Origin of the sequence: Comamonas sp. AG1104, assembly GCF_003350425.1 — a bacterium.
GTDB classification, from domain to species: domain Bacteria; phylum Pseudomonadota; class Gammaproteobacteria; order Burkholderiales; family Burkholderiaceae_C; genus Comamonas; species Comamonas testosteroni.
Map to the genome: position 1 here is coordinate 107,192 of NZ_QQAS01000006.1, position 20,580 is coordinate 127,771.

Here is a 20,580-nt window from a genome sequence, read left to right on the forward strand (position 1 = left end):
CATTCCATATAGAAGGAGTGCAAGACATGTTCAGGCTGGATGGGAAAGTGGCGTTGGTCAGCGGCGCCGGGCGCGGCATGGGGTTCGGCATTGCGCAGGCGCTGGCCGCGCAGGGCGCGCATGTGGTGGTGAACGACTTTCATCAGGACCGCGCTGAGAGTGCGGCGCGTCAACTGCGCGAAGCGGGATTGAAGGCCTCGGCCCAGGCCGCGGACCTGACGGATCGCGCCGCCATCTTTGCCATGGTCGAGCGCATCCAGGCCGAGGTGGGCGTGGTCGATATCTTTGTGCACAACGCCGGCATTCCGGCCCAGGGCTGGGGCTACACGCCGTTTCTGCAGTCGCCCGAGTCCGAGTGGAACGCCTGGCTGCAGCTCAATCTGCACGGGCTGATGCATGCTTGCCAGGCGCTGCTGCCCGCCATGCAGCAAAGGGGCTGGGGCCGCATCGTGGCCATCAACTCCGATGCGGCGCGCACGGCCACGGGCATGGGACTGTGCGCCTATGGTGCGGCCAAGGCGGCGGCAATCGGTTTCATCCGCAATCTCTCGGGCGAGGTGGGCCCGCATGGCGTGACGGCCAACGCCTTGTCGCTGGGCACCATGAACAACTGGGAGGGCTCGGAGAAGATTGCCAGGAAGGGCACTTCCGTGGGCCGGGCCGGCTCGCCCCAGGATGTGGGTGCGGCCGTGAGCTATCTGGCATCGACCGAAGCGGAATGGGTCAACGGCCAAGTGCTGCCGGTCAATGGCGGTGGTCTGGTGGCCTGAGTCCGACAGCCTCGCTCGCAGCCTTCCGGTGGTGAAAGCCGGAAGGCTTTTTTGTCGCTCATGAGACCGCGAGCTGCGGCACCGAAGGCGACAAAGCCCCTGCTGGGGGCATTCTGGCGGCGCAAACCGGCTTTCGCACCCACAGAGGCCGGCCATGTGCCACCAGGGGCGGATGCGACCGGTTTTTCTCATAGTCTGCCCCTAGTCTGAATCAGGTAGGTTGGGGCAAAAGCCGTATGGCAATCTGAAAAAGAACTCGATAACAACCTGGTGATGTGAGGAAAGCAGATGGAGGCATTGATCTTCGACCATGTCCGGACCCCCCGAGGCAAGGGCAAGCCGGATGGAGCACTGCATGAGGTGACGCCGGTCTGGCTGGCCGCGCAACCACTGGTGGCGTTGCGTGAGCGCAATCGGCTCGATACGGCGATGGTGGACGACGTGGTCATGGGCTGCGTGGTGCCCGTGGGCGAGCAGGGCGGCAATGTGGGCCGCATGGCGGTGTTGCAGGCCGACTATGCGCAGAGCGTGGCCGGCGTGCAGCTCAATCGCTACTGCGGCTCGGGCCTGGAGGCGGTGAGCTTTGCGGCGGCCAAGGTCATGTCCGGTCAGGCCGATATGACGATCGGTGCCGGCGTGGAGATGATGTCCCGCGTGCCCATGGGCTCGGACGGTGGTGCCTGGGCGCAGGACCCGCAGCTGGCCAGCAAGACCTATTTCGTGATGCAGGGCATTTCGGCCGATCTGCTGGCATCGCTGCGCGGCCACAGCCGCCATGATCTGGATGCGTACTCGGCCGAAAGCCATCGCCGCGCCGCCACGGCCTGGGCGCAGGGGCGCTTTGACAAGTCGGTGGTGCCCGTCAAGGATTTTCTGGGCATGACGCTGCTGGAAAAGGACGAGACCATTCGAGCCGAGACCACGGCTGATTCGCTGGCCGCCCTCAAGCCCGCTTTCACCGAGATGGGCCAGAAATACGGCTATGACAGCGTGGCGCTGCAGCGGTATCCGCAGGTCGAGCAGATTCACCATCATCACCATGCCGGCAACAGCTCGGGCATTGTCGATGGGGCAGCGGCGGTGCTGATTGGCACGGCAGAAGCGGGTGCCAAGCAAGGGCTCAAGCCTCGTGCGCGCATCCGTGCTTTTGCCAGCATAGGCTCCGAGCCGACTTTGATGCTGGACGGCCCGGCCCATGCCGCGCGCAAGGCCTTGGCCAGGGCGCGCATGCAGGCTTCCGACATCGATCTGTGGGAGCTCAACGAGGCCTTTGCCACGGTGGTGCTGACCATGATGGAGGAGCTGGACATTCCCCATGAGCGCATGAACGTCAACGGCGGAGCGATTGCCATGGGCCACCCGCTGGGGGCGACGGGCGCCATGATTCTGGGCACGGTGCTGGACGAGTTGGAGCGCACCGGCAAGCGCACGGCACTGATCAGCCTGTGCGTGGCGGCGGGCATGGGCTCGGCCATGATCATCGAACGCGTGTGAGTGAGGAAGCAGAAATCATGACAACGGAAATCATTCGCTACGCCGTAGATGGGGACGGCATTGCCACGCTGACGCTGGATTACCCCGGCAAGACCATGAACGTGATCGACCAGGCCTTCATGGACAGCTTGGAGGCCTGTATTGCACGCATGCAAGGCGACGACCGGGTGCGCGGCGGCATCATCACCTCGGGCAAGGACAGCTTTGTTGCGGGGGCCGACCTGATGGGCATGGAGGCCAACATCGACGCCATGGCGGACATGCCTATCGAGGAGCTGTTCGCCTCCTGCGCATCGCTGTCCAGGCTGCTGCGCAAGCTGGAGACCCTGGGCAAGCCGCTGGTGGCGGCCATCAACGGCATGGCACTGGGAGGCGGCTATGAAATCTGCCTGGCCTGCCACCATCGCATTGCCGCCGATGCCCCCACGGTCATGGTCGGCCTGCCTGAGGCGCAAGTGGGCTTGCTGCCCGGTGCCGGCGGCACCCAGCGCCTGCCGCGCATGATCGGCATTCTGGCTGCCATGCCTTTTCTGATGGAAGGCAAGCAGCTGCAGGCCGTGAAGGCCAGGGAAGCCGGACTGGTGGACGAAGTGGTGGCTCCCGAGCAGCTGCTCGGTGCTGCCAGGGCCTGGCTGATGGCCGGCCCCACGGCAGTGCAGCCCTGGGATGTGAAAGGCTTTCGCATCCCCGGTGGCGGCCCGCTGGACCCACGTGTGGCCCCTGCTTTCGTGGTGGGCAACACCCTGCTGCAGGCCAAGACCTTTCACAATATGCCGGCGCCGCTGTGCATTCAGAGCTGCATCTACGAAGGCTGCCAGCTGCCCATCGACAAGGGCCTGCGCATCGAGAGCAAATACATGGCCACGTTGTCGCGCAGCCCCGTGGCGCGCGGCATGATCCGCACGCTCTTCGTCAACAAGACCAAGGCCGAGAAAGGCATGCACCGTCCTGCAGGCTTTGAGCCCTTCCAATGCCGCAAGCTGGGCCTGATAGGCGCAGGCATGATGGGTGCGGGCATTGCCTTGGTGGCCGCCCAGCGCGGTATTGAGGTGGTGCTGATAGACCGGGATCAGGCAGCTGCGGACAAGGGCAAGCAGTACTCCGAGAAGGTGCTGGCCAAGCAGGTGGACAAGGGCCGCCAGAGCCGCGAGAAGGCCGATTCCATCCTCGCTCGCATCACGCCCTGCACCGATTACGAGCAGCTGCACGATGCCGATATGGTGGTCGAAGCCGTGTTCGAAGACCGTGCCATCAAGGCCGAAGTGACCCGCAAGCTGGACGCCGTGCTGCCGCCCGGCTGCGTGCTGGCCAGCAACACATCGGCCCTGCCCATCAGTCTGCTGGCGCAGGCGAGCGAGCGGCCCGATCGCTTCATCGGTCTGCACTTCTTCTCGCCGGCCGACAAGATGCCGCTGGTGGAAGTCATTCGCGGCAGGCAGACATCGGATGCCACGCTGGCGCAGGCACTGGACTTCGTGGCTCAGCTCAAGAAGACGCCGATTGTCGTCAACGACAAGCGCGGCTTTTTCACCAGCCGCTTCATCGGTGCGTTTGTGGATGATGCCATCGGCATGGTGGCCGAAGGCATTGCCCCTGCATTGATAGAGAACTGTGCAAAACATGCGGGCATGCCTGTGGGGCCGCTGGCCATTACCGACGAGCTGTCGATTGATCTGTCCAAGCATGCGGGTGAATCTCAGGCCAAGGAGTTTCCAGAGGAGTACAGGCCCGGTCGCTCCGTGCCGGTAATCGGCAAGCTGTTCGAGCTGGGCCGCCTGGGCCGCAAGGTGGGCAAGGGCTTCTATGACTACGACCCCAGTGAGGGTGGCAGCGGCAAGCGCATCTGGCCGGGCCTGGCTGAGCATTACCCGCTCAAAGCCCTGCAGCCCAGCGCCCATGACCTCAAGCAGCGCATTCTCTATGTGCAGGCCGTCGAAGGAGCGCGTGCCATGGAGGAGGGCGTGCTGCTGGCACCGGCCGACGGCGACATCGGCTCGATTCTGGGTGTGGGCTTTCCGGCCTACACAGGCGGCCCGTTCTGCTTTATCGATGGCATAGGTCTGCCGCAGTTCGTGGCCGAGGCCGACCGTCTGGCAGATCTGTTTGGTGAGCAACTGCGGCCCCCGCAGCTGCTGCGCGATATGGCGGCCAAGGGGCAGACCTTCTACGGAAAGACTGCCAGAGCCTGAGCAGGCCGCAAAGGGTGGGGTGGCGCGCTCACCCGGTGCCGGATCGGCACAGTCACTCATCCAATAACAATCAATGGAGACAAGCCATGGATGAAGTCTTCGATTACATCGTCATAGGCGCTGGCTCGGCGGGCGGCACACTGGCTGCGCGGCTGAGCGAGAACCGGCAGCACAAGGTCCTGCTACTCGAAGGCGGCGCGAGCCACAAGGATTTGCTGGTCTCCATGCCTTCTGGCTGGGGCCAGATGATCAACAGCTCCCGTTATTCCTGGGGGCACGAAACAGAGCCCGAGCAGTACGCAGCCAGGCGCCGCATCAGCCTGCCACGAGGCAAGCGCCTGGGGGGCTCATCGTCCATCAACGGCATGATCTATGTGCGCGGCGACCGGGCGGATTTCGACAGCTGGGCTGAGCAAGGGGCGGTGGGCTGGAGCTATGACGAGTTGCTGCCCTACTTTGTGCGCACCGAAGACCAGCAGCGCAGCGAACAAGAATTCACCCGGCCCTGGCACGGGCGCGGCGGGCCGCTGACGGCCAACAATCTGCACAATCCCCATCCGGTATCGCTGGCCATGGTGCAGGCCGCTATTCAAGCCGGCATGCCCGCTTGCAAGGATTTCAACAACGGCCATCCCGACGGGGCAGGGCTGTTTCAGGTCAATCTCAAGAATGGTCAGCGCTCGTCGGTGGCCAAAAACGCCATCGAGCCCGCCATGCAGCGGCGCAATCTGGATGTGCGCATGCAGGTGCTGGTCACCGGCATAGGTCTGGACGGGCTGCGCGCCAGCACCGTGCACTGGAAGGACAAGACCGGCGCAAGCCGCGCTGCCCGTGCCGGCAAGGAAGTGCTGCTGTGCGCCGGTGCCCTGCAGTCGCCCCAGCTGCTGATGCTCTCGGGCATCGGCCCTGCCGCGCATCTGCAGGAGATGGGGATCGAGGTCAAGGTGGATCTGCCCGGGGTGGGCGCCAATCTGCAGGACCATGCGATTGTCCCCATGTCCTGGCGCATGAAGGCCGGAACGCCCAGCCTCAACCGCTCACTGCGCGGCCTGGGTATTGGCGCTTCGCTCATTCAGTACCTGTTGACCAGGCAGGGAGCCATGGCCATGCCTGCCTCGGAGTTTGCCGCATGGTTCAGCAGCGATGCGAGCCTGCCCTACAACGATATCCAGATTCACGGCCTGCCCGTGACCGGCGATATCGAGGGCTATATGCAAAGCGGCAAGAACTACCGCACCGAGGCCTTCCCCGGCATGACGATGGCGCCCTACCAGGTGCGACCTTACTCGCGCGGCCAGCTCCGGCTCAGGAGCCGCCATCCCGAGGAGCTGGCCAGCATACGCATGAACTTTCTGCACGACGCGCGTGACCGCAAGGCGCTGCTTCACGGCGTGCGCATGGCCAGCACGATCGCCCGTCAGCCTGCACTGGCCGGGCTGATCGAAACGCAGACCCGACCGACGCCTGATCTGCAAAGCGATGACGAGCTGCTGGACTGGATCTCCATGTACCTGGGCTCTGGCCATCACGCCAGTGGCAGCTGCCGCATGGGCGATGCGGCCGACCCGCTGAGCGTGGTCACGCCCGATCTCCGGGTCAAGGGCGTGCAGGGGCTGCGCGTGATCGATGCCTCGGTCATGCCGCATCTGGTGTCGGGCAACACGAATGCTGCATCGGTGGTGATTGGCGACAAGGGCGCAGATCTGGTGCTGGGCCTGGAACCTCCCGCTGCAAGGCGGTGGAATGTGGCTGCGGTGCTACCGGATGTCGTACCTGCCGCCGCCGTGGTTTGAGCTTTGGAAGAATGGGTGGAGACAAAAAGATGAACTTCGATTTCAGTGACGACCAGAACGCCTTGCGCAACGAAATACGAAAATTCCTGACCAGGGAATCGCCGTTGACGCAGGCGCGTGCCTTGCTCGAGGGCGAGGGGCATCATGCTCAGGACGTATGGAGCGGCATGGCCCAGCTGGGGGTGACCAGCCTGATGCTGCCCGAGGACTGCGGCGGCATAGGCCTTGGTTCCATGGAAATGTGCGTGGTGGCCGAGGAAGTGGGCCGCCAGCTCAGTCCTGTGCCTCTGGCATCGACCATGTATCTGGCGGTGCAGGCAGTCCTGCTATCTACACAGGATCGGTCTGCACAACGCCAGCAATGGCTGCTGCCGGTTTCGGGCGGAAGCATTGGCTGCCTGGCAGCGCCGACGGACGGGCAGGAGCCGCCATCCGCTCTGCCCCTGTTTGACGGCAAGACCTTGAAGGGGGAATGTCCGTTGGTGGCCGACGGCATGGCCGCGCAATGGGGTGTGGCGCTGGCGCGCAATGCGGCGGGAGCGGATGTGCTGGTGGCCTTCAGGTGTGACGGCTCGGTGCAGCGCAAGAAGCTCAAGACGCTGGATCCTTCCAAGCCCTATGCCTTGTTGCGCTTTGACGGCACGGCGGCCGAGCAACTTGACGGGGCCGGCAGCGCGGCTCAAGTGCTGGCGCGCGTGCGCAATCGCGCGGCCGTGATGCTGGCCTTTGAACAGCTGGGAGCAGCTGACGCCGCACTGGAGATGGCCTGCAGCTACGCCAGGGAGCGCAAGGCCTTTGGCCGTCCCATTGGGTCCTATCAGGGCATCAAGCACAAGCTGGCCAATCTCTACACCAACAACCAGCTGGCCCGTGCGCATTGCTACTACGGGGCCTGGGCACTGACGGCAGACATGACGCTGGCTGATGGTGTGCCCGAGCTGCCCGGCGCAGCCGCCGCAGCTCGCGTGAGCAGCACTCAGGCGCTGTCGGACGCGGCGCAGGAAAACCTGCACACCCACGGCGGCATGGGCTATACATGGGAGCTGGATTGCCATCTGTTCTACCGCCGTGCGCGCCAGCAGGCCGTGGAGCTGGGCAGTATCCACGCCTGGCGCGAGCAGGTGGCGGTCGAGTTGCAAAAGCGGTTGCTTGCTCCTGCGAAAGAGACGATTGGGCAGAGCTTGGCCGCGGCTGAGCGCCAGTCCATGGACTTTGAAGACACGCCCGAAGAGGCCGCCTTCCGCGCCGAATGCCGCGCCTGGCTGCAGGCCAATGCCGAGCCCAAGGCCAGTGCCGACGACTACTTCGGTCGTGACATGACTGCCGAGCAGCGCATGGAGGCAGCCCGGCTCTGGCAGGGCAAGAAGGCTGCAGCGGGTTTTGGCGCGATTACCTGGCCCAAGATGCTGGGGGGCCGGGGCGGCACACCCATGCAGGAGCTGATCTGGCGCCAGGAAGAGGGCAAGGTCAAGGTGCCCACGGGCATGTTCAATGTGAGCCTGGGCATGGTGCTGCCATCGGTGATGGCACATGCCAGCCCCGAAGTGCTGGGCCAGCATGTGGCCCCGGCACTGAGCGGAAAAAACCTTTGGTGCCAGCTGTTGAGCGAGCCGGGTGCCGGCTCCGATCTGGGCATGGTGCGCACACGTGCCGAGCGCGCGACCGATGGCCGCGAGGGATGGATCGTCAACGGGCAGAAGGTCTGGACGTCGCTGGCGCAGTTTGCCCAGTTTGGTCTGGTGCTGGCAAGGACCAATCCGCAGGCGAGCAAGTTTGAAGGCTTGACCACCTTCTTCCTCGATATGCGCTCGCCGGGCATTACCGTGCGCCCGATTCGCCAGGCAGGGGGCGAGTCCGAGTTCAACGAAGTCTTCTTCGAGGACGTGTTCGTGCCCGATAGTCAGATGGTGGGCAAGCTGGGCGGTGGCTGGAAGGTCACGCTGACAGGCTTGATGGCAGAGCGCCTGGCCATCGGCGGCGTGATGCCCGCCGAGCTGTGGCGCACCACGGCGGGCCTGCTGGCCGATCATCGGTTTGACGGCAGGCCGGCGCTGCAGGACGGTCGCCTGCGCGAGCGCTGGGCCGACCTCTATCTGAAGGAGCAGGCGCTATGGCTGCTGCAGTGCCGCGCGCTGACGGCGCTGAGCAAGGGCCGCCAGCCCGGCCCCGAAATGAGCGGCGCCAAGAACGTGGCCGCTGCCGCGCTGCAGTCCTTCAGCTACTTCGCCATCGACCTGCTGGGCGAGCGCGGCGTGCTGGCCGCCAGCGAACTTGGCGAGCGCTTTGCCATGGTCGAGCGCCTGTGGTTCGGCTCTGCCGGCATGCGCATTGCGGGCGGTACCGACGAGGTGGTGCTCAACAGCATTGGCGAGCGCGTGCTGGGGCTGGCCGCAGAGCCTCGTGCGGACAAGGACCTTCCCTTCTGCGAACTGCTTGCCTAGTGACTTGGCGCGGCACACCGCAAAGTGCCGCGGCCTTTTTACCGGGAATGCAAGGCTCCATTCAATCCACGTGGCGGAGATCACGTTTTTCAGGAGACAGGAAATGAGTGCATCTGCTGCGGCCCGAGTGCCGCAAGCCGCTTCGGCCAGGGTGATGTCGGCGAGCAATGTGACGGGCTGGCGTCGTCACTATCTGCTGCTGGTGCTGCTGCTCGTCTATGGAGTGAGCATGATCGACCGCCAGATCATGGGGGTGCTGATTCAGCCCATCAAGCAGGAGATGGGGGTTTCGGACAGCGCCATGGGCTTGCTCACGGGTCTGGCCTTTGCTCTGTTCTACAGCATTCTGGCCGTCCCTTTTGGCCGCTTTGCCGATCGTACCAACCGCCGCAACCTGATCGCCTGGTGCTGCGCCGGCTGGAGCGTTGCCACGGGTCTTTGCGGCATGGCGGTGGGCTTCTGGAGCCTGACGGCTGCTCGTGTGGGCGTGGCTGTGGGAGAGGCGGGCAGCACGGCCGCATCGACCACCATGATCGCAGACGTCTACCCGCCCGAGCAGCGCAGCCGGGCCATGAGCGTGTTCAGCCTGGGTCCGCATCTGGGCTCGCTGGTGGGCCTGGGCGTGGGAGCCTGGATTGCCCAGCACCATGGTTGGCGTGCGGCCTTTCTGTGGCTGTCTGTGCCCGGCGTGCTGATCGCTTTGATGCTGCGCTTGACTTGCCGTGAGCCCTTGCGTGGCGCGCAGGAAGGTCGTGCCGTGGTGCAGGCAGCAACCGAGAAGTTCAGCGAGGTGATGTCAGCCCTGGTGCGCAACAAGGCGTTTGTGGGCCTGGGGCTGGCCAGCATGCTGATGGCGTTCGCGGGTTACGCGATCGGCATGTGGAATACCGCGTTTCTGGTGCGCTCCCATGGTCTTCAGCTCAAGGATGCTGGCGCCATCATGGGCTTTATCGGCGGGCCTGCAGCCATCGCTGGTGCTTTGCTCAGCGGCTGGCTGACGGATCTCATGGCCAGGCGCGACAAGCGCTGGCAGGTGGGCATGCCGATTCTGGGCACGCTGATCTCGGTGCCGCTGGGGCTGGCCTTCTATCTCAACACCTCGCCCCAGACCTGGCAGCTTGCGGGGCTGCAGATTCCCCACGCCGTGGCCTTCTATGGCCTGTTTGCCATCTTCTCCAGCTTCTGGGCGGCGCCGGTCTTTGCGGCACTGACCAATGTGATCGCAGCGCATCGCCTGGCGACCTCGCTGTCCATCTACAACCTGCTGCTGACGGCTGTCGGCGGCGGGCTGGGGCCTTTGGCGGTGGGACTGCTCAGCGACGCCTTCACTGCCGGTTACGGGCAGGAGTCGCTGCGCTGGGCGCTGGTCTGCATGCTGACGTTCTATCTGCTGGCGGTGGGAATCTATGTCTGGGTCATCAGGCACTACGCGGCGCAGCTGGCAGCAGGAAAGACGGCTTGAGCGGCAGCGCTTTGCCTGCTGCCAGCCGGAAGGCATACGCACTAGGGTTGGCGCTCTTGGCAGCACATGCCGTTTAGTCAGAGCATTGGCGCGCCAGTGACCAAGGGTCTGTCCCCAGTTCAAGCGGACGATGGATGCCGCAGGCCAGCCGCCGAGCATGAGAGCGATTGCAGACGCAGTGAATTCAGAACAACTCAAGGACAGACGGAGACAGGAAGATGAAGCGGACCTTCAATTTGGCAGATATTTTCGAGCTGGTGGTACAGGCCGTACCCGACCGCACGGCTTTCGGTTGCGGCGACCAGAAGCTCAGCTTCAAGCAGCTCGACGAGCGAGCCAATCAGCTGGGCAATGCGCTGCGTGCGCGTGGCATCGGGCGGGGCGACAACGTCGGCATCCAGCTCTACAACTGCGCCGAGTATCTGGAGGCCTTTTTCGCCTGCAGCAAGATCGGCGCCGTGCCCGTGAACGTGAACTACCGCTATGTGGCCGATGAGCTTCAGGGACTGTTCAACAGCCTGGATCTGCGCGGCCTGGTCTATGGCGCGGACTTCGATGCGTCGGTGCTGGAAGTCATGCCCCGGGTGCCGACGCTGCGCCTGGCGCTGCGGGTTGGCACTGTGCGCGATGGCCTGCCCAGAAGCGTTCAGCCCTACGAGTCGGTGCTGGCCGAAGGCGCCCGGGAACTCACGGACGCCGAGCGCAGCGATGACGATATCTTCATGCTCTGCACCGGCGGCACCACGGGTCTGCCCAAAGGCGTGATGTGGCCGCATAAATCCCTGTTCATGGGGGCCTTGGGCGGTGGCGGCTATTACTTCCGCCGGCCTCCCATCGAAAGGCCGGAGGAGCTGCTGCAACTGGTGCCCAACGGTCCGGCGCTGGCCTATCTGGCGGCGGCCCCGCTCATGCATGGCGCAGCCATGTGGGCCACCCTGATCAGCCTGTTTTCCGGGCATCCGGTCTATGTGAACGATCGCAAGAACTTTGATCCCGTGTACATGCTGGATCTGATCGAGCATCACCAGATCAATGTGATGGCCGTGGTTGGCGATGCCATGGCCTTGCCCATCATCCAGACGCTGGAGAACAACCCCGGGCGCTGGCCTCTCAAGTCACTGATGATCTTCGGCAACGGCGGTGCCGTGTTTTCGCGTCATCTGCAGGAGCGGCTGCTGGTGCAGGTGCCTCATCTGGTGCTCAACAACGGCATGGCCAGCTCCGAATCCGGTGTCTTGGGCGGAGGGGAGAAAACGCCCGAGGGCGAAGGCTTTATGCGCATCTCGCCGCGTCCTGACCTCAGCGTGATCTCCGAAGATCTGCGCATCCTGAATCAGCCAGGGGAGGAAGGCATTCTTTCGCGCCGTGGTCACATGCCCCTGGGCTATTACGGAGATCCCAAGAAAACGGCCGAGACCTTTGTGATGGTCGAGGGCAGCCGCTGGGTGTTGACAGGGGACAGGGCCCGCATCGACACCACGGGCGAATATGTGGTGCTGGGTCGTGGCTCGCAGTGCATCAACACAGGAGGCGAGAAGGTCTACCCCGAAGAGGTGGAGGAAACCGCGCGCCGCTACCCGCCGGTTCAGGATGTGGTGGTCGTGGGCCTTCCTGACGAACGCTGGGGCAGCAAGGTGGTGGCCGTGGTGCAGGTGCAGCAGGGGCATGAGTTCGATCTGCAGGAGTTCGAAAAGATCTGCCGCAGCAATCTGTCGGGCTACAAGCTGCCGCGCGCCGTATATCTGGCCACTGAAGTCAAGCGCAGCCCGGCAGGCAAGGCGGATTACCGCTGGGCCAAGGCCTATGCGGCGGAGCATGAGCCGCTCGGCGCCGTAGCGGCCTGAACCAGAAGGAAGAACAGTTACAGACAGCACAGAAGATACCCTGTTCGTCGCGCCTGACGACGGGATTTAAAGGAGGCTCCGGCCTCCTTCTTTTTTTATCTTCAGCGTGGCGCAGCGCAGATCCGGCGCGCAGTCTTCTCGGACTTCAGCGCCACAAAGGCCTTGGCCTGCGTGTCATAGCGGTGTGCAATCACATACTGGCTGCAGCGATCCGAATAGCGCGCGCAGGTCTGCATGGCAATGCAAAGATGGGGCCCATTTCCCCAGACCTTGGCGGGCGGCCGGTCGTAAATGCCTTCGTACAGCGTCTGCTCCTGCGCTCCTCCGTCATTCCATCTGGCCACGATTTCAGAAGAGAAATGGTCAAAGCCTGCGCTGCTGTAGCCCACCTCGTAGTCAATCGTGCCCAGCCTGGTGATGGAAGTGCGGCCCGTGACCTGTTTTTCCCAGGCAGCAGCTTCCTGCGCGCTGCAAGGCATGACGAAAAAGCTCAGCAGCATGAGCCACGTCTGAAGCGGGGTATGGAACTTGCGCAAATGCATGGGGTACAGACATGGAAGATGACGGGTCACTATATCGCTGGGATCCGCATGGCGTGAACACGATCTGCTCAAGGCGCCTGATCGAGGCGCCCGATCTCTGCAAAGGAGGCCAGGGAGGATGGCTGCTCACAAGCAGCGCGGGTCTGGCGGATCTGGTCCGTTTTTGGATGCAGGGATGTGCACGAAAGCGCTCCTGTCCGGATGAAAAAATGAGCGCAGGCCTCAAGAGCCGGGCTTGCTTTGCGGCCTGATGGGGAGACCGGCAGCGTTCAACTGCCCCTGTGCTCGCTGCGCTTGAGCAAGCGGCCTGGCAATGCATCGGTGGCCATGCTGTCGCGGTAGGTGATCTGGCCGGACTTGATGGTGTAGCGATAGCCCTGCGCGCCTTGAAGGAAGCGCTTGCCGCCGGCAGGCAGGTCGCGAGCGATGTGCGGCGGCAGAATTTTGAGCGCCTGCAGGTCGATGAGGTTGATATCCGCCAGTTTGCCGACCTGCAGGACTCCTCGGTCGGCAAAGCCGTAGAGCGAAGCCGGCCGCTGCGTGAGCATATGGACGGCCTGCTCGATGCTGAACAGGCCGCGCTCGCGCACCCATTCTGTGAGCAGAAAGGTCGTTGCGCTGCCGTCGCAGATGGTGCCCACATGAGCTCCGCCATCGCCCAGGGCGGGCACGGTGTGGGGATGGCCGAGCAGCTCGTGCAGGGCGCTGCAGTCATGGTTCAGATAATTGGCCATGGGCAGATAGACCAGGGCCTGGCCTTCATTGCCCAGCATGAAGTCATACATCCAATCCAGCGGTGGCTGGCCGGCTGCGTCGGCCAGAGCCTGAACCGAATCCCCTTCTTGCGGCAGATAGTTGGGCTCTTGTCCGCACCAGGGGTACATGCCCGCAAAGTTCTGGCCGAAGTACTCCATGAACAGGTGGGGATTGCGGTCCTTCTCGCCGAGGATGGCGCTGCGCGTGCCTGGTCGCGACAGCTCTTTGATGCGTTCTGCCGGACTGAGCTGAGCCAGCGCTTCATAGCTGGGCTTGCTGGAAAAGGGGTTCAGGCTGCATTCAAACCCCATGAGTACGCCCACAGGGCGGTTGAGCACCTGGCCCATGATGCGCAGCCCGTCGGCATTGGCTGTTTCAATATGGCGCAGCAGCTCTCGGTGCAACTGCGGGCGGTGCGGATACTGAAGCACGGTGAGCGTGCCGGCGCAACCAGTGTTCCGACTGACGCGTGTGAGGATTCCGAATTCGTCCTCGACGTGCTCGAAGTCCGAGATCATCTGGAAAACGCTGTTCGGATAGCTCTTGAGCGAGAGTCCCAGCTCCAGCAGCTCCTCGCTCACGGCCTGGTACATGGGGGTGAAGTCCCCCGACTTGGAGCGGTGGGCCATGGTGCGCGAGGTGGACAGACCCACGGCTCCGGCTGCCAGGCCTTGCTTGATCAGCTCCTGCATGGTTCTGATGTCCTCGGCATTGGCCTGCTCGCGCCGTATGGCGCGCTCGCCCATGGCATAGACGCGCAGCGGACCGTGAGGCAGCAGCGCGGCAATATCGATGTCGTAGCGCTGCTCTTCCAAGGCTCGCAGGTATTCAGGGAAGCTTTCCCAGTTCCATGGCAGGCCTTCATGCAGCGCGGTGTCGGGGATGTCCTCGACGCCCTCCATGAGCGCAATCAGCGTGTCGCGGTCCTCGGGCCGGCAGGGGGCAAAGCCCACGCCGCAGTTGCCCATTACTGCGGTGGTCACGCCCTGCTGGGAGCTTGGCCAAAGCCTTTCATCCCAGGTCGCCTGACCGTCGAAGTGCGTGTGCACATCCACAAAGCCCGGCGTCACCAGCAATCCGTCGGCATCGATTTGCTGCGCGGCGGTGCCCAGGTCTTGGCCGATGGCGGCGATGCGCCCGTTGCGCACGCCAAGGTCTGCGAGGTAAGCGGGGGCGCCGGTGCCGTCCACGATGCGGCCGCTACGGATCAGCAGGTCGAATTGCTGCATGTGTCAGTCTCCTTGAGGTTCTGGCGTGCGGTCGAGCCCGCAGCCGCATTCCATTAAGAGGCAATCCGCACGCAAGGCCAATCCGGGTTAGGGAATCGTCCGTTGGGACGATGTGAGGGCGGCTGCTCATGACCACGATGCTCAAGGCCGTTCCATTGAACTGGACATGGATGCGGCCGCGATGTGAGACGTGTGCAAAGACCTGCGCCCGCGCTCCTTGCGTCCGAGGGCAGACAGCGCTGCTGAGGCGTGAGCAGCGGCGAGAGCCATGACGTGATGCAAAAAAGCCAAGAAAACAATGACAAACAAAAATCATCAGAACCCATCAAGGGTGTATGTGCTGGCGCTGTTGACGGCCCTGTCTGCCCTGACCTTCATGGACCGGCAGATCCTGGCTGTGCTGCTGCAGCCCATCAAGCAGGAGTTCGGCTTCTCGGACTTGCAGATCGGCCTGATCACCGGACTCGGTTTTGCGCTGACGTTCGCGGCACTGGGCATTCCTCTGGGACGACTGGCAGATAGACAAGAGCGTCGCAGCCTGATTGCATGGTGCCGTGGCGTTGGTGGCAGCGTTGCGGCGCTGGGCGCGCTGGCCACTGGTTCGGGTGGACTGGCGGCATCGCGCGCCGGTGCCGCATTGGGGGATGCCGGTGGCGGCGCTGCGTCCATGTCCATCCTGGCCGATCTGTACAAGCCCCATGAGCGCTCGCGTGCCATGAGTGTTTTTGGTGTCGGCAATGCGATGGGCGCCTTGCTGGCTTTGTTGCTGGGGCCGTTGTTTGCCGAGTGGTGGGGGTGGCGTGTGACCATGGTCATCGTCGGTGTAGCCATCATGGTCCTGTCCCTGGTGCTGCGCCTGAGCATCAGCGAACCCGCTCGTACCATCGCGCAGGTGATCTCCGAGCCGCAGGACGGCCGGCAGCAGGCCAAATCTGCCGTCGCCTTGATATGGAAAGAGCCCGTGACCCGGTTTTTGATCGTGGGCGCTGCTTGTGTCCTGATCGCGGGAATCTCGATCGGCGCCTGGAATGTGGCTTTGCTTGCGCGGCGTTTCGATCTCAGTCTCAAACAGGCGGGGACAATTTCTGCAGGGGCCGCTGTGCTCTCGGTCTCGGGCAGCCTGTTCTCTGGCTGGTTGACGGACCGGCTGGCGCGCAGCGATGTGCGCTGGCAGATTCGCATCCCCGTGATCGGCACCAGCGTGGCCATGGTGCTGGGTTTCGGCTATCTGCTGGTGGGCTCGGACATGTTCATGCTGTCCATGGCCTGCATGTTGATCTATTCGTTCTTCACATCCTGGTGGGCTCCGGCCACCTACGCTGCCTTGAGCCTGGTCGTGCCGACCGAGCGGCGAGCCACGGCCAGCGCCATGGTGCTGATGGCCGGAGCCCTGCTGGGCAACGGAGTGGGGCCTATTGTGGCCGGCTGGCTCAGTGATGTGCTCAACGCCGTTGCGCCCGGCGAAGGCTTGCGCTATGCCATGGCGATCATGATGTGCACGCTGTTGCCGGCGGTATGGGCGTTTTACCGTGCTCTGCAGCATTACCCCGGCGCCTATCGCAAGGCCCACGCCCCCGTGGCAGTTGCCGCATGAAGGCGGAAAAAGTGACCGGGAAGGATTCTTGCGTCGTCTGGAAGATGATCTATCTGGCACGGCGCAACCCGGCGCTGCGCCCGGAGGAGTTCGCGCAGGCCTGGCGCGAGCATTCCGCGCTGGGTCGTCAGTGCCGCAACGTGGGCCAGCGCGTCAAGGCAGTGGCCCAGTGCTCACGACATCTGCAGGCAGATGCCGTAGAGCTGAGCAAGGACTATGACGGCGTCAACCTCATGGTGCTGGCAGAGCGCGAAGCCGGCTCGGCCATCTGGAGCGATCCGGAAACTCTGGCCGTCATGCGTCCCGACGAGCCGCGCGTGTTTGCCGACTATGTGCGCAATTTCTCGCTGCTATGCCGTCAGCAGGTGTTGCGTGGCAGCCTGTGCGCAGATGTCTTGCCGCAGCACCAACAAGTCATGTTGATCGGCTTTTTGCAGCGCAGCGACGTCTGGCGGGGTGCAGCGGCCTTGCCGGAGATTTGTCCACCGCAGTGGCAAAGCCTTGCCCTTGGCCTGGCCGGCCGCATTGTCTGCAACACCGTCGATGAGCAGCCGCCTTGCGGCTACGGCTACCGCCATGTGGTCGAGTGGTGGTTCGACTCGGTGGAGCAGGCGCAGGCGGCAGCGGCTTCACTCGATGTCTCGGACCGTGCGCAGGACGGCGAGTTTGGCTGGGGCGAACATGTCTTCATACTGACGCAGGTGACGCATGCCAGACCTTGAGGACTTGAAAAGATAGTAGCTTCTCACGCTTTATGAATAAGGACTTCAATATGTTTTGTATTGAATTTTCATGGGGATAAAGCGCTTGGAGCTATGGTTTTGGAAGCAGATATTCACTCCGACAAAAAAAGGCCCATGCAAGCGCATGGGCCTTTGGCCTTGGAGATTCTCGGGATCAGGCCGTCGCTTCCTCGGCTTCCTGGGTATAGGCCACCATTCCGCGAGGAATGTACCTGCCTTCGCACTGGTCCAGATACTCGGCCGCCTTGGCGCGGGGGTTGTAGAACTGCTTGTACCAGATACGGGCCTTGAGGAATGCGCCGTCGCTGGGGATGAACAGCGGGTTCAGGCAGGGAGCTTTCTGCGACCAGACTTCGAAGTCCTGGGCAAAGGCCAGGCGGCTGGCTTCCTGGTACTGTTTGGCCGCGATTTCGTCCGCCTTGGTGGGCAGGCCGCCGTGTGCAGTCTTGACCAGCAGGTTGTGCCAGACCTTGATCCTGCCGTCCTCGATGGGGGTATGCATGATCATCATGAAGGAGTTGAACATGCCGCTGACCTTGGAGACCAGGATGGCGGGGCCGTGGTACCAGGTGTCGGTGTGCAGATCGGCGCTGGCACCGCCTTCGCCCACCAGGGTTCGGTGACCGCCGCACTGGCGCTGGATGGCGTTGTGGCCCTTGAACTCGTTCTCGAAGCGCGCCACGGTGGAGCCGTGGATGGGGCTGAGGTGACCATAGTCGGCAATATTGTCCACGACCTCCATGGGGTGCTGGTTCAGCTCGCCCAGGTAGTCCCACTGGCCGTTGACATAGGTCTCGTCATGCCAGTCGCCAAAAGTGGGCAGATCGTAGTCGGGCTCACCGCCTTCGGGATCGAACCAGACCCAGATGGCGCCGTACTGCTCGACAACCTTCCAGCTCTTGACTGCGGCCGCGGCCGGAATGGCTCCGTCGTGATAGGGGATGTGGTCGCACTTGCCGTCCGCGCCGAAGCGCCAGCCGTGATAGGGGCAGCGAATGCCGTCGCCTTCCACATTGCTGCCGCCGCCGTCGATCACCACATAGCTGGTGGTATTGGGCGCTGCCAGATGGGTCTTCATATGGGGGCAGTAAGCGTCCAGCAGCACGACCTTGCCGCTTTCGCGGCCACGGTACAGCGCGAAATCCTGGCCGAAGAAGCGCACGGCCACGGGCTTGTGGGTGTCGAGCGCCTGGGCCTCGGAAATCATGAACCAGCCACGTGGGTAGGTGAATTCACCGAGGCGGTAGTCCTTCGTGGTTGCCATTGCAGAGGTCTCCGTATTTAGTTTTGGACGGATGAATCTTCTGGCAAGCGACGTCGCCGCGCATACTCTGTTTGGACGAGTGAAGGCGCAGCTTTGATCTGGCGCAAACCGCACAGGGTTTGCCCTGGGTTGGGTGTTTGCGCACGCTTACATGCTGTTCATGCTGCCCTAGCCACGCGCTCTTTGTGAAGTGGTTGCAGGTCAATCATGGTGTAACTCTTGGCCAGTGGCAGAGCGTCTTCCTCAGTGCCCAGCCAGAACAGTGCCGCAGCAATCTCTTCAGGGGTAGAGGCACCATAGCGCTGAGCCAGCAGGCCATCGTCGCCCAGCGTGGCCTTGACGGCCTCGGTGCTCACCACGCCGGGGTTGACGCTGAAGGCGCGCACATTCTGCTGCTTGTATTCGGTGTTGATGCAGCCGGCCAGGCGCGCGATGGCGGCCTTGGAGGCTCCATAGGCAAAGCCCCAGCCACCCTGGTCGGCGGGCACGGGCGGGTTGTACTGGCCCGCAGCCGAGCACACATTGATGATGCGGCCGCCGCCCTGTGCCGCCATGGCCGGCAGCAGGCGCTGTGCCAGATGGAAAGGGGCGATGACATTGCCCAGCATGGAGCGCTGCAGCGACTCGGCCGTTATCTCGGGGATCAGGTGGTTGATCTCGCGGTTCTGGTAGACGGCGTTGTTGATCAGCAGATCGACACGGCCAAAGCGTTTCAGCACAGCGTTGGCGGCCTTGTCCAGGCTGGTCAGGTCCATCAGGTCCATGACATGCGGAAATACCTCGCCGCCGGCTGCCTCGATGGCCCAGGCGGTGGACTCCAGACTGCCGGACAGCAGCTGGCCGCCTGGCAGACGCAGCTGGTTGTCCAGCTGCGCGCCTTCGGTCAACGTGCGCGCGGTGATGGCCACGCGCCATCCCCTGGTGGCAAAGTAGACGGCAGTTGCCGCGCCAATGCCGCGGCTGGCACCGGTGATGAGAACTACGGGCTGGCTCATGAGAGTCTCCAATTTTTGATGATCAGGCGGCATTCATCTGCAACTGCTGCAGGCGCTGCTGATAGGGGCGGATGGCCAACGCGAAGAAAAGCGAAGTGATGACGAGCAGCGAGGTCACGCCCATCAGTGCCCAGCGCAGGCCTTCGGAGCCGTGGGTCCGGGCAAAGTAGTCCGACAAAATGCCCGTTACCAGCGGACCCAGGCCCACGCCCAGCAAGGTCATGAACAGATTGAGAAGTGCCGAGGCAACGCTGCGCTCGGCGGCAGTCACCATCTGGCTGACGGCGCTGTATGCAAGCGTGGCAAACCAGCTCGCAAAAAAGCCGAACAGCAGGGCAAATGCCATGGCATAGGGGACCTTGATGCCGGCAACCGTCCAGAAGTCGGACACGGGCCAGAAAAACACGGCCACGCCTGCAGGCACGGCGCAGAGGGTGCCCATGGCGGCCAGACGCAGCTGCCAGCGCGAGTCGCGCTGGGTCAATCTGTCGCTGAGCCAGCCGCAGAACATGGCGCCGAACACGGCACCCAGGCCGCTGGCCAGGCCGAACACCAGGCCGGCATGGGAGATGCTCATGCCGTGAATGCGCATGAAAAAGCTCGGAGCCCAGACACCGTAGCCATAACCTGCAATACCGGCCACGCCGCAGGCGATGCAGATATTGCGCAGCGGCGCCATGCCCAGCAAACGCCTGACCTGGCGAAACATGGATTCGCGCGCAGCGCTGTCTTGAGCTGCGGGCTTGATGCTCTCATAGGCGCCACGTGCCGGTTCCTTGACAAAGAAATACACCAGCAGCGCAAGGATTACGCCCGGGATGCCGAAGGCGAGAAACACGGAGCGCCAGCCGTAATGCTGGGCCACCATGCCGCCGATGACCAGGCCCAGCAGCGTTCCCAGGTTGGGGCCCATCATGAACAGACTGATGGCAAACGAACGCATCTTGGGGGGATACAGGTCCGAGACTATGGACACCGAGGGCGCCATGCCGCCGGCTTCGCCCACAGCCACGCTCATGCGGGCCAGCAGCATGTGCCAGTACTGGGTGGCCATGCCGCAGGCAGCGGTGGCCAGGCTCCAGATCCCGCAGCACAGGGCCACGATGTTGCGGCGGTTGCGGGTGTCGGCCAGACGCCCCACAGGCACACCCAGCAGGGCATAGATCAGACCGAAGGCCAGCCCCGTGAGCAAACCCATCTCGGTGTCGGAGGCACCGAATTCCTGTTTGACGGGCTCCAGCAAAATAGACAGAACCTGTCGGTCAATGAAGGAGAAAATATAGACCAGCGCCAGCAGGGCGAGGCTGAGATGAGTGCGCCAGCTGACGGCGGGAGGCGGGGTTTGATGGGTGTGCATGCGCTGCATCGTGCGAGGGGCCTAGGGTTATGCCATCGTCTTTTTGGACGACGACCGCGAAATCCTCAGGTCTGAGCATGTGCCTTCCGTTCATGGCTTTCAAGAGA

Annotated in this window: 14 protein-coding genes; 9 read left to right on the forward strand and 5 right to left on the reverse strand. The window is 63.4% G+C overall.

Annotated features, from left to right (window positions below; all coding sequences use genetic code 11):
- The first annotated feature begins 26 nt into the window (after positions 1-26).
- The 7 genes from DFO48_RS17990 (at position 27) to DFO48_RS18020 (ending at position 11,993) form a co-directional block, all read left to right on the forward strand.
- Positions 27-770, forward strand: a complete 744-nt coding sequence (locus tag DFO48_RS17990) for an SDR family NAD(P)-dependent oxidoreductase (RefSeq protein ID WP_003078362.1) — start codon at positions 27-29, stop codon at positions 768-770.
- Positions 771-1,058: 288 nt separating this feature from the next.
- Positions 1,059-2,264: an acetyl-CoA C-acetyltransferase gene (locus tag DFO48_RS17995; protein ID WP_114864324.1), complete on the forward strand. Its 1,206-nt coding sequence runs from the start codon at positions 1,059-1,061 to the stop codon at positions 2,262-2,264.
- Between the two features lie 17 nt (positions 2,265-2,281).
- A complete protein-coding gene (locus DFO48_RS18000; RefSeq protein WP_114864325.1) occupies positions 2,282-4,453 on the forward strand; it encodes a 3-hydroxyacyl-CoA dehydrogenase NAD-binding domain-containing protein in 2,172 nt (723 codons plus the stop codon).
- An 86-nt stretch (positions 4,454-4,539) separates the two neighbouring features.
- Positions 4,540-6,246, forward strand: a complete 1,707-nt coding sequence (locus tag DFO48_RS18005; protein WP_114864326.1) for a GMC family oxidoreductase — start codon at positions 4,540-4,542, stop codon at positions 6,244-6,246.
- Between the two features lie 29 nt (positions 6,247-6,275).
- Positions 6,276-8,687, forward strand: a complete 2,412-nt coding sequence (locus DFO48_RS18010; RefSeq protein ID WP_114864327.1) for an acyl-CoA dehydrogenase — start codon at positions 6,276-6,278, stop codon at positions 8,685-8,687.
- A 103-nt stretch (positions 8,688-8,790) separates the two neighbouring features.
- Entirely contained in the window at positions 8,791-10,149 is a 1,359-nt protein-coding gene (locus DFO48_RS18015) for an MFS transporter (RefSeq protein WP_003078353.1), read from the forward strand.
- Between the two features lie 218 nt (positions 10,150-10,367).
- Positions 10,368-11,993: an AMP-binding protein gene (locus DFO48_RS18020; RefSeq protein WP_114864328.1), complete on the forward strand. Its 1,626-nt coding sequence runs from the start codon at positions 10,368-10,370 to the stop codon at positions 11,991-11,993.
- Positions 11,994-12,094: 101 nt separating this feature from the next.
- On the opposite strand, the gene DFO48_RS18025 is transcribed toward DFO48_RS18020, so the two are convergent.
- Together DFO48_RS18025 and DFO48_RS18030 are read right to left on the reverse strand one after the other, a co-directional pair.
- The gene (locus DFO48_RS18025; RefSeq protein ID WP_233506443.1) at positions 12,095-12,493 is read right to left on the reverse strand and encodes a hypothetical protein; all 399 of its coding nucleotides are present in this window, start codon (positions 12,491-12,493) and stop codon (positions 12,095-12,097) included.
- Between the two features lie 311 nt (positions 12,494-12,804).
- Positions 12,805-14,520, reverse strand: a complete 1,716-nt coding sequence (locus DFO48_RS18030; protein ID WP_114864330.1) for an amidohydrolase family protein — start codon at positions 14,518-14,520, stop codon at positions 12,805-12,807.
- A gap of 298 nt (positions 14,521-14,818) precedes the next feature.
- On the opposite strand from DFO48_RS18030, the gene DFO48_RS18035 reads away from it, so the two are divergent.
- Both DFO48_RS18035 and DFO48_RS18040 read left to right on the forward strand, forming a co-directional pair.
- On the forward strand, positions 14,819-16,114 hold the full coding sequence (locus DFO48_RS18035) for an MFS transporter (RefSeq protein ID WP_233506444.1): 1,296 nt from the start codon (positions 14,819-14,821) through the stop codon (positions 16,112-16,114).
- Complete coding sequence (locus DFO48_RS18040; RefSeq protein ID WP_114864332.1) at positions 16,111-16,836, forward strand: EthD domain-containing protein; 726 nt, start codon at positions 16,111-16,113, stop codon at positions 16,834-16,836. Before DFO48_RS18035 ends, DFO48_RS18040 begins: the two co-directional genes overlap by 4 nt.
- A gap of 175 nt (positions 16,837-17,011) precedes the next feature.
- Here the strand turns inward: DFO48_RS18040 and DFO48_RS18045 are convergent, their stop codons facing one another.
- The 3 genes from DFO48_RS18045 to DFO48_RS18055 all read right to left on the reverse strand — a co-directional run bounded on the left by DFO48_RS18045 (position 17,012) and on the right by DFO48_RS18055 (position 20,473).
- The gene (locus DFO48_RS18045) at positions 17,012-18,121 is read right to left on the reverse strand and encodes a Rieske 2Fe-2S domain-containing protein (RefSeq protein ID WP_003078342.1); all 1,110 of its coding nucleotides are present in this window, start codon (positions 18,119-18,121) and stop codon (positions 17,012-17,014) included.
- A gap of 158 nt (positions 18,122-18,279) precedes the next feature.
- Positions 18,280-19,116, reverse strand: coding sequence for an SDR family NAD(P)-dependent oxidoreductase (locus DFO48_RS18050; RefSeq protein ID WP_114864333.1), 837 nt, complete (start codon positions 19,114-19,116; stop codon positions 18,280-18,282).
- Positions 19,117-19,138: 22 nt separating this feature from the next.
- A complete protein-coding gene (locus tag DFO48_RS18055) occupies positions 19,139-20,473 on the reverse strand; it encodes an MFS transporter (protein ID WP_233506445.1) in 1,335 nt (444 codons plus the stop codon).
- Positions 20,474-20,580 lie beyond the last annotated feature (107 nt).

Excerpts from the sequence above, each read along its gene's own strand:
- DFO48_RS17990 (WP_003078362.1), top strand. The coding sequence starts at position 27 with ATGTTCAGGCTGGATGGGAAAGTGGCGTTGGTCAGCGGCGCCGGGCGC.
- DFO48_RS17995 (WP_114864324.1), top strand. The coding sequence starts at position 1,059 with ATGGAGGCATTGATCTTCGACCATGTCCGGACCCCCCGAGGCAAGGGC.
- DFO48_RS18000 (WP_114864325.1), top strand. The coding sequence starts at position 2,282 with ATGACAACGGAAATCATTCGCTACGCCGTAGATGGGGACGGCATTGCC.
- DFO48_RS18005 (WP_114864326.1), top strand. The coding sequence starts at position 4,540 with ATGGATGAAGTCTTCGATTACATCGTCATAGGCGCTGGCTCGGCGGGC.
- DFO48_RS18010 (WP_114864327.1), top strand. The coding sequence starts at position 6,276 with ATGAACTTCGATTTCAGTGACGACCAGAACGCCTTGCGCAACGAAATA.
- DFO48_RS18015 (WP_003078353.1), top strand. The coding sequence starts at position 8,791 with ATGAGTGCATCTGCTGCGGCCCGAGTGCCGCAAGCCGCTTCGGCCAGG.
- DFO48_RS18020 (WP_114864328.1), top strand. The coding sequence starts at position 10,368 with ATGAAGCGGACCTTCAATTTGGCAGATATTTTCGAGCTGGTGGTACAG.
- DFO48_RS18025 (WP_233506443.1), bottom strand. The coding sequence starts at position 12,493 with ATGCTGCTGAGCTTTTTCGTCATGCCTTGCAGCGCGCAGGAAGCTGCT.
- DFO48_RS18030 (WP_114864330.1), bottom strand. The coding sequence starts at position 14,520 with ATGCAGCAATTCGACCTGCTGATCCGTAGCGGCCGCATCGTGGACGGC.
- DFO48_RS18035 (WP_233506444.1), top strand. The coding sequence starts at position 14,819 with ATGACAAACAAAAATCATCAGAACCCATCAAGGGTGTATGTGCTGGCG.
- DFO48_RS18040 (WP_114864332.1), top strand. The coding sequence starts at position 16,111 with ATGAAGGCGGAAAAAGTGACCGGGAAGGATTCTTGCGTCGTCTGGAAG.
- DFO48_RS18045 (WP_003078342.1), bottom strand. The coding sequence starts at position 18,121 with ATGGCAACCACGAAGGACTACCGCCTCGGTGAATTCACCTACCCACGT.
- DFO48_RS18050 (WP_114864333.1), bottom strand. The coding sequence starts at position 19,116 with ATGAGCCAGCCCGTAGTTCTCATCACCGGTGCCAGCCGCGGCATTGGC.
- DFO48_RS18055 (WP_233506445.1), bottom strand. The coding sequence starts at position 20,473 with ATGCACACCCATCAAACCCCGCCTCCCGCCGTCAGCTGGCGCACTCAT.